This is a genomic window from Escherichia sp. 10290, from assembly GCF_030295155.1.
Classification (GTDB): Bacteria; Pseudomonadota; Gammaproteobacteria; order Enterobacterales; family Enterobacteriaceae; genus Escherichia; species Escherichia coli_F.
Genome location: NZ_AP025741.1, coordinates 1,343,266 through 1,355,453 on the forward strand (window position 1 = coordinate 1,343,266; position 12,188 = coordinate 1,355,453).

At 50.1% G+C, this 12,188-nt stretch carries 14 protein-coding genes; 13 read left to right on the forward strand and 1 reads right to left on the reverse strand.

Annotation, left to right across the window (positions count from 1 at the left end; all coding sequences use genetic code 11):
• Positions 1 to 5 precede the first annotated feature (5 nt).
• The 9 genes from QUE74_RS06655 to QUE74_RS06695 all read left to right on the forward strand — a co-directional run bounded on the left by QUE74_RS06655 (position 6) and on the right by QUE74_RS06695 (position 5,104).
• On the forward strand, positions 6 to 275 hold the full coding sequence (locus tag QUE74_RS06655) for a Shiga toxin Stx2a subunit B (protein ID WP_000738068.1): 270 nt from the start codon (positions 6 to 8) through the stop codon (positions 273 to 275).
• 485 nt (positions 276 to 760) lie between these two features.
• On the forward strand, positions 761 to 2,686 hold the full coding sequence (locus QUE74_RS06660; protein ID WP_286331913.1) for an SASA family carbohydrate esterase: 1,926 nt from the start codon (positions 761 to 763) through the stop codon (positions 2,684 to 2,686).
• A gap of 151 nt (positions 2,687 to 2,837) precedes the next feature.
• Entirely contained in the window at positions 2,838 to 3,020 is a 183-nt protein-coding gene (locus QUE74_RS06665; protein WP_000143470.1) for a DUF1378 family protein, read from the forward strand.
• Complete coding sequence (locus QUE74_RS06670) at positions 2,959 to 3,327, forward strand: DUF826 domain-containing protein (protein ID WP_502877053.1); 369 nt, start codon at positions 2,959 to 2,961, stop codon at positions 3,325 to 3,327. Before QUE74_RS06665 ends, QUE74_RS06670 begins: the two co-directional genes overlap by 62 nt.
• 75 nt (positions 3,328 to 3,402) lie before the next feature.
• Positions 3,403 to 3,618 carry a class II holin family protein gene (locus QUE74_RS06675; RefSeq protein WP_000284506.1) on the forward strand — a complete coding sequence of 72 codons (216 nt, stop codon included), beginning with the start codon at positions 3,403 to 3,405 and terminating at the stop codon, positions 3,616 to 3,618.
• A gap of 4 nt (positions 3,619 to 3,622) precedes the next feature.
• Positions 3,623 to 4,156 (forward strand): lysozyme, encoded by a 534-nt coding sequence (locus QUE74_RS06680; RefSeq protein WP_001441793.1) that lies wholly within the window; start codon positions 3,623 to 3,625, stop codon positions 4,154 to 4,156.
• Positions 4,157 to 4,311: 155 nt separating this feature from the next.
• Entirely contained in the window at positions 4,312 to 4,494 is a 183-nt protein-coding gene (locus tag QUE74_RS06685) for a hypothetical protein (protein ID WP_071343009.1), read from the forward strand.
• A 12-nt stretch (positions 4,495 to 4,506) separates the two neighbouring features.
• On the forward strand, positions 4,507 to 4,638 hold the full coding sequence (locus QUE74_RS06690; RefSeq protein WP_001441792.1) for a hypothetical protein: 132 nt from the start codon (positions 4,507 to 4,509) through the stop codon (positions 4,636 to 4,638).
• A gap of 7 nt (positions 4,639 to 4,645) precedes the next feature.
• Positions 4,646 to 5,104 carry a lysis protein gene (locus QUE74_RS06695; protein ID WP_165382204.1) on the forward strand — a complete coding sequence of 153 codons (459 nt, stop codon included), beginning with the start codon at positions 4,646 to 4,648 and terminating at the stop codon, positions 5,102 to 5,104.
• Between the two features lie 80 nt (positions 5,105 to 5,184).
• Here the strand turns inward: QUE74_RS06695 and QUE74_RS06700 are convergent, their stop codons facing one another.
• Positions 5,185 to 5,766, reverse strand: a complete 582-nt coding sequence (locus QUE74_RS06700) for a lipopolysaccharide core heptose(II)-phosphate phosphatase (RefSeq protein WP_001441777.1) — start codon at positions 5,764 to 5,766, stop codon at positions 5,185 to 5,187.
• Between the two features lie 602 nt (positions 5,767 to 6,368).
• Between QUE74_RS06700 and QUE74_RS06705 the strand changes: the two genes are divergently transcribed.
• The 4 genes from QUE74_RS06705 to QUE74_RS06720 all read left to right on the forward strand — a co-directional run bounded on the left by QUE74_RS06705 (position 6,369) and on the right by QUE74_RS06720 (position 12,180).
• Positions 6,369 to 7,184: a hypothetical protein gene (locus QUE74_RS06705; RefSeq protein WP_033807821.1), complete on the forward strand. Its 816-nt coding sequence runs from the start codon at positions 6,369 to 6,371 to the stop codon at positions 7,182 to 7,184.
• Positions 7,165 to 8,871: a terminase large subunit gene (locus QUE74_RS06710; RefSeq protein ID WP_077167952.1), complete on the forward strand. Its 1,707-nt coding sequence runs from the start codon at positions 7,165 to 7,167 to the stop codon at positions 8,869 to 8,871. The genes QUE74_RS06705 and QUE74_RS06710 overlap by 20 nt, the downstream gene beginning before the upstream one ends.
• Positions 8,871 to 11,015 (forward strand): portal protein, encoded by a 2,145-nt coding sequence (locus QUE74_RS06715; RefSeq protein ID WP_000787520.1) that lies wholly within the window; start codon positions 8,871 to 8,873, stop codon positions 11,013 to 11,015. Before QUE74_RS06710 ends, QUE74_RS06715 begins: the two co-directional genes overlap by 1 nt.
• Before the next feature lie 157 nt (positions 11,016 to 11,172).
• A complete protein-coding gene (locus QUE74_RS06720; RefSeq protein WP_000345011.1) occupies positions 11,173 to 12,180 on the forward strand; it encodes a hypothetical protein in 1,008 nt (335 codons plus the stop codon).
• Positions 12,181 to 12,188 lie beyond the last annotated feature (8 nt).

Sequence of the window (12,188 nt, forward strand, 5' to 3'; positions counted from 1 at the left end):
TAAGCATGAAGAAGATGTTTATGGCGGTTTTATTTGCATTAGCTTCTGTTAATGCAATGGCGGCGGATTGTGCTAAAGGTAAAATTGAGTTTTCCAAGTATAATGAGGATGACACATTTACAGTGAAGGTTGACGGGAAAGAATACTGGACCAGTCGCTGGAATCTGCAACCGTTACTGCAAAGTGCTCAGTTGACAGGAATGACTGTCACAATCAAATCCAGTACCTGTGAATCAGGCTCCGGATTTGCTGAAGTGCAGTTTAATAATGACTGAGGCATAACCTGATTCGTGGTATGTGGGTAACAAGTGTAATCTGTGTCACAATTCAGTCAGTTGACAGTTGCCTGTCAGACTGAGCATTTGTTAAAAAAATTTCGCATGGTGAATCCCCCTGTGTGGAGGGGCAACTGGTGAAAAATCCTTGCTTGTGATTCATTATCGACACGGGTTCGGTGGTACCAGGCCGAACTCACCGGGAGGCACCCGGCACCATGCAGTATACAGAGATTAGGCATATACCAAGGCCTCTCATAGCAGGGGCCTTTTTACATGTAAAAAAGCCCGAGTGGGTTCGGGCAATTGCATGAGATACTCGTTTTAATAATCGAAAGCATTTTAACCAGGATTCATAAGGCTGCGCAACTGCGCGGCCTTTTTCGTATTTCGGGCTGTAGTCTTCCTTCTGCCATTGTCCTGTAACTTCCGGACTTCAGCCCGCTCCTCATCTGACTCACACATTATCCCGACCGGGAGGATTCATGGCATTTAAACACTATGACGTGGTCAGGGCGGCGTCGCCGTCAGACCTTGCGGAACGAATAACTCAAAAACTGAAGGAAGGGTGGCAGCCTTATGGTAGTGCGCTGATTTCGACAGCTGGTTATGGTGCGGAGTTCATCCAGCCAGTTGTGAGTGAGGGGAGCATCTCATCACCAGAGGAGCCAGGCAACCGTCCGACGACCTCAGCGCCTTCTGTTGCGCCAGAATATTACTATGTGATCGCGCTTGCTGGTCAGTCCAATGGTATGTCATACGGTGAGGGACTGCCATTACCGGATACATTCGACAGTCCTGATCCACGAATTAAACAGTTAGCGCGTCGCAGTACGGTGACACCGGGAGGTGCCGCCTGTAAGTATAACGACATCATTCCGGCGGACCATTGTCTGCATGATGTGCAGGACATGAGCCGCCTTAACCATCCGAAAGCGGACCTGTCAAAGGGGCAGTACGGAACCGTGGGGCAAGGGCTGCATATCGCCAAAAAATTGCTGCCGTTTATACCGGCGAATGCGGGCATTCTGCTGGTTCCGTGCTGTCGTGGTGGTTCAGCGTTCACCACCGGAGCCGATGGCACATACAGTGACGCGAGTGGTGCCTCGGAGAATTCAACCCGCTGGGGTGTGGACAAGCCGCTGTATAAGGACCTTATCGGTCGAACAAAAGCAGCACTGAAGAAGAATCCGAAAAATGTGCTGTTTGCCGTGGTGTGGATGCAGGGGGAATTTGATTTTGGCGGTACGCCGGTAAATCACGCAGCACAGTTTGGTGCGCTGGTTGATAAATTCCGTGCAGACCTGGCGGATATGGCAGGTCAGTGCGTCGGTGGCTCTGCTGGCGGTGTTCCCTGGATATGCGGGGACACGACGTATTTCTGGAAGCAGAAGAACGAATCCACGTACCAGACGGTGTACGGCAGCTACAAAAACAAAACGGAAAAGAATATCCATTTCGTACCGTTCATGACGGATGAGAACGGGGTGAATGTGCCGACGAACAAACCGGAAGAAGACCCGGACATTCCGGGTATCGGATATTACGGTTCGAAATGGCGTGACAGCTCAGCCACCTGGACGTCACAGGACAGGGCGAGCCATTTCAGTTCATGGGCTCGCCGCGGGATTATTTCCGACCGTCTGGCAACGGCGATTTTGCGCCATGCGGGAAGAGTGGCGCTAAACGCGGGGGCATCATCGACAGTATCAGAGGTGCGCCCGTCATCGCCTTCCGGTGCAGAAGCCACAGGCGTCACAACACTGCTCTCTTACCTTGCCAGCGAGTCAGAGGGAAGCCTGAAAGTACAGGGATGGTCAGCCAGTGGCGGCAGGGCAGAAGTGGTCAGCGATGCGGAGGGAACCGGAGGTAAGGCAGTGAAGCTGACCAAGGAAGCCGGTAAAAGCAGCTGGGTGCTGGAGTACGCCGCGGGCAACGGTGCGGCTCTGTTACAGAAAGGGGGGCAGATTCGCTGCCGCTTTAAGGTTTCGGGAGCGCTGGCTGCGAACCAGTATGTTATGGCGTTTTACTGGCCGGTATCTTCACTGCCACAGGGCGTTGCCCTGACCGGAGACGGGGGGAATAACCTGCTGGCAGCGTTCTACATCCAGACAGATGCAAAAGACCTGAATGTGATGTACCACAATGCGAAAGTAGCGACAAACAACCTGAAACTGGGAACCTTTGGCGCATTTGATAACGAATGGCATATGCTGGCTTTCCGCTTTGCCGGGAATAACAGCCTTCAGGTGACGCCGGTTATTGATGGTCAGGATGGTGCACCGTTCATGCTGTCGCAGTCTCCGGTAGGTTCTTTTGCGGCAGACAAATTACGTGTAACGGATATCACAAAAGCGGCGACGTATACGGTGCTGATTGAAAGTATAACAGTGGAAGTGAATAACGCGTAAGCAGGATAAAAAAATGCCGCCGGGGCAGGGAAAACAAGGAGCCAGAACCGGCGGCAGAGGTCGCTACATCCTTAGCAAAAATATGCTGAGCAAAAAATGCAGGAGTTTTTTTACTGGCAGGCATTAACCATGTCAATAATGGAGATGAATAATGACATTTTTACAGCTGATTATGTTGTATTTCTGTACAGCAGTTTGTGTGCTGTATCTTCTTTCTGGTGGGTACAGAGTCGTGAGAGATTTCTGGCGCAGACAGATTGACAAAAGGGCCGCTGAGAAAATCAGCGCCAGTCAGTCAGCCGGAACAAAACCCGAAGAGTCTCTCATTCCGTAGCAACTTTCTTAACAACACCTTTCAACGAGAAAATACCATGTCAGAAATAAAATCGCTGGTCACTGCTGAAGCAGTGAAGGATGTCCTGCGCTCTGAAGAAGTCAGGAGCGCACTGAAACAGCAACTTCGTCAGAATCTTGAGGCGCGTCTTGATGCTGAAGTGGATGCCATTCTGGATGAACTGCTGGGGGTACCGGCTGCTCCCGGGCCTGAAGACGGTGCGGGTGACAGTGCTGTTTCAGATGGTGTCGTGTCTCAGCCTGATGGTGGCAGTGAGCCTCAGCCTGACGGCGAAATGATGATGTAACCATGCGCAGGGGCTGTCGGTGTGAGCTGATGCCCCTCTTGTTGTTGTGAGCTTCCGGATTGCGGGAGACGGGGTATGTACCAGATGGAAAAAATCACAACAGGTGTGTCATACACCACGTCAGCGGTGGGGACGGGCTACTGGTTCCTGCAGCTGCTGGACAGGGTTTCCCCGTCTCAGTGGGCGGCAATAGGCGTACTGGGGAGTCTGCTGTTTGGTCTGTTGACGTACCTGACGAACCTGTATTTCAAAATTAAAGAAGACCGGCGTAAGGCGGCGCGGGGAGAGTAAGCTGATGAGCAGGAAACTCCGCTATGGTTTATCGGCTGCCGTTCTGGCGCTGATTGCCGCAGGTGCTTCTGCGCCTGAAATCCTTGACCAGTTTCTGGATGAAAAGGAAGGCAACCACACAACAGCATACCGTGATGGCGCGGGTATCTGGACCATCTGTCGCGGTGCCATTCTGGTGGATAGTAAACCTGTCGTCCCGGGCATGAAGTTGTCGAAGGAGAAATGCGACCAGGTTAACGCCATTGAACGTGATAAGGCGCTGGCATGGGTGGAGAAAAACATCAAAGTGCCACTGACGGAACCCCAGAAAGCGGGGATCGCGTCATTCTGTCCGTATAACATTGGCCCCGGTAAGTGTTTCCCGTCGACGTTTTATAAACGAATTAATGCAGGAGATCGAAAAGGTGCCTGCGAAGCGATTCGCTGGTGGATTAAGGACGGTGGCAGAGACTGCCGTATCCGCTCAAATAATTGCTACGGTCAGGTATCCCGGCGAGATCAGGAAAGTGCGCTGGCGTGCTGGGGAATTGACAGATAAGCAGAATATTTTGCTGAAAAATGACGTTGGCCAACGCGGGCGGATAACACGAAATCCTGCGAACTGGCAAAAACTAAGTGAATAAAAGTAAAACCCCGTTTGTTGGCCGCAAACGGGGTTTTGTGTTTCTGACCTTGAGTAAGGCAAGGGAGAACATGGCGAAGTATAAACGAATTCTGTTGAGGTTGACTATGAAAAACGGCCTTGAACTGAAAGCGCCTGTAACTGATGACGTCAGCAGAGCGCTGGCTTTTGCTATTAAGTGGGTGGCGGTCGGTATTGCTGTGTCTCCGATGCTGTATGGGCTGGCAAAACTGGTCATTGCGTTGAAATCGTGAAGAGGATTAAGCATGTCAGACAAGCTCATAACGCTGGCGAAGATCCTCTGTGTAATCGTCGGCATTTCATTTTCACTAATGCTGGTTGCTATTTGCTTTTCCACTGCCTGGCGCGTCTTAACTTTGTCAGGGCTGGTGGGGTGAGGGGGATATGAACCGTGTTCTGTGTGTGGTGATTATTGTCCTGCTGCTTGGTTGTGGATCGCTGTGGCTGGCAACAGACCATTACCGTGATAACGCCATCACCTACAAAGAGCAGCGAGATGATGCGAAGACAAAACTCAGCCAGGCGAACGCCACCATTACTGACATACAGCAGCGCCAGCGTGATGTTGCTGCACTCGATGCCAGATACACCAGGGAGCTTGCTGATGCTAACGCGACTATTGAAAGTCTCCGTGCTGATGTTTCTGCTGGGCGTAAGCGCCTGCAAGTCGCCGCCACCTGTGCAAAGTCAACGACCGGAGCCAGCGGCATGGGCGATGGAGAAAGCTCAGGACTTACAGCAGATGCTGAACTCAATTATTACCGTCTCCGAAGTGGAATCGACAAGATAACCGCGCAGGTTAACTACCTGCAGGAGTACATCAGGATGCAATGCCTCGATTAACAGAGCCAGCTCAATCGCTGGCCTTTTTTATGAGGAGAGATATAACCTGAATCAATGCCAGGGCATTATCAACAAATGGATCACTGGGTAAGCTCGTTTGGTTTTAAATGTCCGTCGAGAATCAGATTGTGATTTTCCCGATGCAGAACCAGTGTGCCCATATAATCAGGTTTAAATTTCCATCCATTCATTTTTTTTGCAATTCTGGACAGACAGTGATTATGTGTGAAAATCACAGTAACGTGATCTGATTTTGATATTTTAAGGATGTTATTTACTGCGTTATCATCACATGTCGATATGTCCGGAATAGTTGCTGTCTTACCTCCCGAAAAAAAAGTGGCTGTCTGCATTGTTCGGAGTGTGTCTGTAGAATAGAGACTGTAGTATGGAAACATTCTTCTGAATTTATCTCCATATTGTTGAGCTTTGTTAGCTCCGTTTACTGTGATTCCCTCATGTGCTGAAAGACATATTCTTTGGGAGCGATCGCATCTTTCCCCATGCCGGATGAGAAAAATAATGGGATGTTTCTGGTTAATCTCAGTGACATCATTCACATCAAGTCTGACTGGAGTTCTTACAATGTATATGATGGATACAGAAACGATTATGACAAGTAAAAATATAAGAAGAGATTTTGTTAGCGTTTGATTTAACATATAAATTCCCTTGTCTGTGTTGAAAATGGGCATTATTATGCGTAAATCTTATGTAATCCTTAAGGATTGTCTGACGTGGTGATATGATGCGAAATACAGTGGGTACACAGAATGCTGTGAACAACGACGAAATGGGCACTGGTAGCGGTACTGGTGCTTTTTTTATTGGTTGGTTGCTCAAGTCTTGATAAAGCGCGTTAGCTTTTTGGTATTGCCTCTTAGGTCTGTAAAATTGCCGACGGTGTCCGGCAGTGCATGCAGGGCTGATCATCTATGAGAACAGAATATATTGCTAAAAATGAAGTGTACGTCAATGCTTATAAAGCATGCAATTCTGTATTTCTAACTATTCAATAAAATAAATTTTTTCTGTCGCAGTGAATATACAAATGTTGATCAGCGCTCGATGTGGCGACGGGTTTCTATATCAGGAGACTTTAGCATTTATCCGCGAGGCAGCCTATCTGGTGCTGTAGTGGAATGAAGCGGATATAACCTAAATAAGGTTAAACATTAATCAGACATGGCTCTGCTGTGTGAAATCTGAAAATTTACAGCAGTCATTGTGCATCAGTTTTTAACAGAGAACGTCAGAAGGTGACATGGCAAAGCTGGACTGGAAAAAGCTGGAGCAGGCATTTCGACGCGAACATGTCAAAACCGGCATAAAGCTTCAGGACTGGTGCCGTCAGAACAATATCAGTTATGACACGGCTCGGCGGTACATTAAACTGCGCAAACACTCCCCCAGAAATACAGAGAAAAGTGCGCAGAAAAATGCGCAAATTGATGATCAAAAAAGTGCGCAGAAATCTGACGGCAACTCCAGTCATGACGAGCCTTCAGGCGATGATGGTTGTGATGAAAAATGCGCAAATTTGGCAGAAACGAAACGGACTCGTGGTTCCAGACTTTTGCCACCTTCAAATGCTTTTTCTCAGCGTAACACCCACGCCGTCAGACACCGTGGATACGCGAAGTATCTCGAGGCAGATAACCTCATAGATGATGCAGTCGGAATGGAACTTGCCGATGAACTGGTGTTTACCCGTGCCCGCGCACTTTCAGTAACAGGAACATTGAAAAAGATGTTCGCCGACCTGAAAGAGGCGGCTGACGTGGAAACACGGGTAGCTCTGTACGACAAAATACTTAAAGCCGAACAGGCTCTTGACCGGAATATTGCCCGTATAGAATCAATTGAACGTTCTTTGCTGACACTGGACGTCCTGGCTGAGACAGCACCAAAACTTCGTGCTGACCGGGAAAGAATCAACGCCGCCAGAGATAAACTCAGAGCTGAAACCGATATTCTGACCAGCCAGCGTCGGGGCGTTGTTACGCCTGTCAGTGACATCGTGTCATCGCTGCATGAAATGAGTAATTCGGGGAGACTGGATGACATTCCGGAAGAATGAACCGCGATGTGATGAGCCGTCAGAAATGACTGAAGCCGAACAACGTCTTTTCATCATGACTAAACTGAGCAATCCCTGGTGGCGGCTCAATCATCTCTACAAAATACAGAACGAAAAAGGTGAACTGGTCACCTTCAGAATGCGACCGGCGCAGCGCCAGTTGTTCCGGAGCATGCACAATAAAAATATTATCCTGAAAGCGCGCCAGCTGGGATTTTCCACAGCCATTGATATTTATCTTCTCGACCAGGCATTATTCATTCCGCATCTCAAATGCGGGATCGTCGCTCAGGATAAACAGGCTGCCAGTGAAATTTTCCGCACAAAAATTGCTGTACCGTTTGATCATCTCCCTGACTGGCTGAGAGCCTCATTCACCATCGTTGAACGTCGTAGCGGTGCCAGCGGTGGCTATATCCTGTTTGGTCACGGCTCGAGTATTCAGGTGGCAACCTCATTTCGCTCAGGTACGGTGCAGCGCCTGCATATCTCAGAGCACGGCAAAATTTGCGCGAAATATCCGGCTAAGGCGAAAGAGCTGCGAACTGGTACGCTTAATGCCGTCTCTGATGAATGCATTATTTTTGATGAATCCACGGCTGAAGGCGTGGGTGGTGATTTTTACGATATGAGTAACCGTGCACAGGAGATCACTGCATCAGGCTTATTGCTGACGGCACAGGATTATAAATTCCATTTTTACGCATGGTGGCAGGATCCTAAATACAGCGCCAGAGTGCCTGAAAGCGGGCTGAAGATGTCACGGGAAAAAATGACGTATTTTTCTGCGGTTGAGAAGGCAATGAACATCACGCTTACCGATGAGCAGAAGCAGTGGTACATCAGTAAGGAAACTGAACAGCGTGAGGAAATGAAGCAGGAGTTTCCCTCAACGCCACAGGAGGCGTTTCTGACGTCCGGACGACGTGTGTTCAGTGCCGAAAGTACGTTGCAGGCAGAATCATTCTGTTCGCCACCGATGATTGTTTATGACATTGAACCTGTTACAGGAGCGAAGACTAAAGCTCAGTCTCTGCGTGAAGGAAATAAAAACGAGTTGCAGCGGACGCTGATGAATTATCTGCTGGTATGGGAACTGCCGGATCCGGATGAAGAGTATGTTTGTGGGGCAGATACTGCCGAAGGGCTGGAGCACGGAGACCGCTCATCGCTGGATGTTGTCAAATGCAGTAATGGCGAGCAGGTGGCTCACTGGTTCGGGCATCTTGATGCTGAACTTTTTGCTCATCTCATTGCGCAGGTCTGTCGTATGTATAACAACGCGTTTGTGGCGCCGGAGCGTAACAACCACGGACATGCAGTCATCCTGAAACTCAGGGAGCTCTATCCGACGCGTTATATCTACAACGAACAGCACCTTGACCAGGCATATGACGACGATACGCCCCGTCTTGGCTGGCTGACAACCCGCCACAGTAAACCGGTCCTGACTGAGGGAATGAAAACTCTGCTGAATAATGGAATATCAGGGATCCGCTGGTCAGGCACATTATCGGAAATGAACACCTACGTTTATGATGCGAAAGGCTCCATGAATGCACAGGAAGGCTGTTTTGATGATCAACTCATGAGCTACATGATTGCCCAGGAGATGCGCGCCAGAATGCCTGTGAGGGTAAAACAGAAAACGGATAAACGCAGAACTACACACTGGATGGCTCACTGATGAAAAATGAAACTAACACCATGGCGACGAAAAACGACAATGGAGCCACGCCGCGTTTTTCTCAGCGCCAGTTACAGGCGCTTTGTTCTGATATTGACAGCCAGCCTAAATGGCGTGATGCCGCAAACAAGGCCTGTGCGTATTACGATGGCGATCAGTTGCCACCGGAAGTTCTTCAGGTACTGAAAGATCGCGGTCAGCCGATGACTATCCATAACCTCATCGCGCCTACCGTCGATGGCGTTCTGGGAATGGAGGCCAAAACACGGACTGATCTGGTGGTGATGTCAGACGAGCCAGATGATGAAACTGAAAAACTGGCTGAAGCTATTAATGCTGAATTTGCCGATGCATGCCGCCTTGGCAACATGAATAAGGCCCGCTCTGATGCCTATGCGGAACAAATCAAGGCGGGCCTCAGTTGGGTGGAGGTCAGACGAAACAGCGATCCGTTCGGGCCTGAATTTAAGGTGTCTACTGTCAGCCGGAATGAGGTTTTCTGGGACTGGCTGAGCCGGGAGGCTGATTTAAGTGACTGCCGCTGGCTGATGCGTCGCCGCTGGATGGATACCGATGAGGCAAAAGCTACATTCCCGGGAATGGCTCAGGTTATCGATTATGCCATTGATGACTGGCGTGGTTTTGTCGATACCACGGTTACTGAAGGCCAGCCCAGTCCGTTGATGAGTGCATGGGAAGAGTATCAGTCATGGGATCGACAGCAGAACGAATGGCTTCAGCGTGAACGCCGTCGTGTGCTGCTTCAGGTGGTTTATTACCGTACATTCGAGCGTCTTCCGGTGATTGAACTCAGTAATGGACGGGTGGTGGCCTTTGATAAAAATAATCTGATGCAGGCGGTAGCTGTGGCATCCGGGCGGGTTCAGGTGAAAGTCGGGCGGGTAAGCCGTATTCGTGAAGCCTGGTTTGTCGGGCCACACTTTATTGTGGATCGCCCCTGTAGTGCTCCGCAGGGGATGTTTCCGCTGGTTCCTTTCTGGGGATACCGAAAGGATAAAACCGGGGAGCCATACGGGCTAATTTCCCGCGCCATTCCGGCACAGGATGAGGTGAATTTTCGTCGTATCAAGCTGACCTGGTTGCTTCAGGCCAAACGCGTGATTATGGACGAGGATGCCACCCAGTTGTCAGACAACGACCTGATGGAGCAGATCGAACGTCCGGATGGCATTATTAAACTGAATCCGGTCCGAAAAAATCAGAAAAGTGTCGCAGATGTTTTTCGGGTTGAGCAGGATTTTCAGGTTGCCAGCCAGCAGTTTCAGGTCATGCAGGAATCGGAAAAACTTATCCAGGATACCATGGGAGTGTATTCCGCATTTCTCGGGCAGGAGTCAGGTGCGACGTCAGGCGTGGCTATCAGTAACCTGGTGGAGCAGGGGGCCACAACCCTTGCGGAAATCAACGATAACTACCAGTTTGCCTGCCAGCAGGTGGGAAGACTGTTGCTGGCTTATCTTCTCGATGACCTGAAAAAACGCCGTAATCATGCAGTGGTGATTAATCGCGATGATCGCCAGCGTCGCCAGACCATTGTCCTCAATGCTGAAGGTGATAATGGTGAACTGACCAATGATATTTCAAGATTAAATACACATATTGCGCTGGCGCCTGTTCAGCAGACACCGGCGTTTAAGGCACAGCTTGCACAGAGAATGTCAGAGGTTATTCAGGGGCTGCCGCCTCAGGTGCAGGCTGTTGTGCTCGACCTGTGGGTTAATCTTCTGGATGTGCCGCAGAAACAGGAGTTTGTTGAGCGTATTCGTGCTGCGCTGGGGACGCCAAAATCACCAGATGAAATGACGCCGGAAGAACAGGAAGTAGCGGCACAACAACAGGCACTTCAGCAACAACAGGCAGAACTCCAGATGCGCGAGATGGCTGGCAGAGTGGCAAAACTGGAAGCTGACGCCGCCAGGGCACATGCAGCTGCACAACGGGATAATGCCAGTGCACAGCGGGAAGTCGCCCTGACACAGGGGCAGCGTTATGTGGATGCGCTTAACCAGGCACATACGGCAGAAATCATTACCGGCGTACAGAATATGGAACAGGAGCAGGACGTTCTTCAGCAACAGATGCTGTATACGTTACAACAGCGGATGAATGAAATGTCGCTCTGAAAACTCTGGCTTCAACTGAACCCCGTCATCGTACGGGGTTTTTTGTTTCCGGAGGTAAGCGTTCCGGGAGCGGTGCGCTTATTCGCGGGGGCAGCGATAAGCCTTATTTACTCAACCATTCGGATCTGTCCGATAAACAGACCATGCGGAGTTATTTATGGATTTTGAATTTACGGGTGAAGAAACCCCGGAACAACTGGAAAAAATGCTGGAAGGACTTGGGGATGTGGATATTGACAGTCACGCACAGGACGTCGTGACGGAAGATACCACGGAAAAACATGCGGATGAGGAAGCACAGACTCAGACGGGCGATAACAATGTGGCACCGACGCCGGATGCCAGTGTGGAGCAGACGCAGGACGTGAAGGAGCCGGAAGCGAAGGGGGTGCTCACCCGCGACGGTAAACACGTTATTCCCTATGAAGTCCTTGAGGCTGAACGTTCCGGTAAGCAACGGGCCGAACAGGAAGCCGCACTTCTTCGTGGGCAGATAGCTGAAGAAAAACGCAGGGTGGAACTGCTGACGTCTCAGATCCACCAGGCCGGTATGAAGCCCACACCGTTACCGGAAAACGAAAAAATTTCTGATGAGCAGATTGCCCGTATCAGGGAGATGTATCCGGAAATTGGTGACGCGGTGGCTTCGCTCATCCGTAAAAATAACTATCTCCAGTCCCGTGTTCAGCAATCAACACAGCAGGCAGAAGGTAATGGTGGTGAGGATTTATCACCGGTTCTTGATGCGATGAATGCCGTGCCGGTGCTGAAAACGTGGCAGGAGTCCGATCCGGATCGCTTCTCGGTTGCCGTATCCATCGACGGGAAGCTCCAGAATGACCCCGCATGGAAAGACAAAACGCTCACTGAACGTTTCGCTGAAGTGGCCCGTCGTACCCAGGTTGCTTTCGGTGAAGTCAGTGAGTCGTCTGCTGACAACAAGGCAGACAAAACGGATATCCGGAAAACGGCGGAAGAGAAAGTGAAGACCGCTGAACAGGAGCAGGCAGTACCTGCTTCCCCGTCAGATTTAGGCACCACGGCCTCCGTCGGAATCGGTGATAATTTTGAACGGTTACTTGGTGCTTCTCATTCAGAGGCAGAGGCGATTATGCGTGGTATGACGAATGCTGAAATAGACGCACTTCTGGAGAAGCTAGGGTAACTTACTGA

What these genes read in the sequence shown, in the direction of transcription:
- QUE74_RS06695 (WP_165382204.1), top strand. Translation starts at nt 4,646, where the DNA reads ATGAACCGTGTTCTGTGTGTGGTGATTATTGTCCTGCTGCTTGGTTGT.
- QUE74_RS06660 (WP_286331913.1), top strand. Translation starts at nt 761, where the DNA reads ATGGCATTTAAACACTATGACGTGGTCAGGGCGGCGTCGCCGTCAGAC.
- QUE74_RS06715 (WP_000787520.1), top strand. Translation starts at nt 8,871, where the DNA reads ATGAAAAATGAAACTAACACCATGGCGACGAAAAACGACAATGGAGCC.
- QUE74_RS06675 (WP_000284506.1), top strand. Translation starts at nt 3,403, where the DNA reads ATGTACCAGATGGAAAAAATCACAACAGGTGTGTCATACACCACGTCA.
- QUE74_RS06690 (WP_001441792.1), top strand. Translation starts at nt 4,507, where the DNA reads ATGTCAGACAAGCTCATAACGCTGGCGAAGATCCTCTGTGTAATCGTC.
- QUE74_RS06720 (WP_000345011.1), top strand. Translation starts at nt 11,173, where the DNA reads ATGGATTTTGAATTTACGGGTGAAGAAACCCCGGAACAACTGGAAAAA.
- QUE74_RS06705 (WP_033807821.1), top strand. Translation starts at nt 6,369, where the DNA reads ATGGCAAAGCTGGACTGGAAAAAGCTGGAGCAGGCATTTCGACGCGAA.
- QUE74_RS06655 (WP_000738068.1), top strand. Translation starts at nt 6, where the DNA reads ATGAAGAAGATGTTTATGGCGGTTTTATTTGCATTAGCTTCTGTTAAT.
- QUE74_RS06680 (WP_001441793.1), top strand. Translation starts at nt 3,623, where the DNA reads ATGAGCAGGAAACTCCGCTATGGTTTATCGGCTGCCGTTCTGGCGCTG.
- QUE74_RS06710 (WP_077167952.1), top strand. Translation starts at nt 7,165, where the DNA reads ATGACATTCCGGAAGAATGAACCGCGATGTGATGAGCCGTCAGAAATG.
- QUE74_RS06665 (WP_000143470.1), top strand. Translation starts at nt 2,838, where the DNA reads ATGACATTTTTACAGCTGATTATGTTGTATTTCTGTACAGCAGTTTGT.
- QUE74_RS06700 (WP_001441777.1), bottom strand. Translation starts at nt 5,766, where the DNA reads ATGTTAAATCAAACGCTAACAAAATCTCTTCTTATATTTTTACTTGTC.
- QUE74_RS06685 (WP_071343009.1), top strand. Translation starts at nt 4,312, where the DNA reads ATGGCGAAGTATAAACGAATTCTGTTGAGGTTGACTATGAAAAACGGC.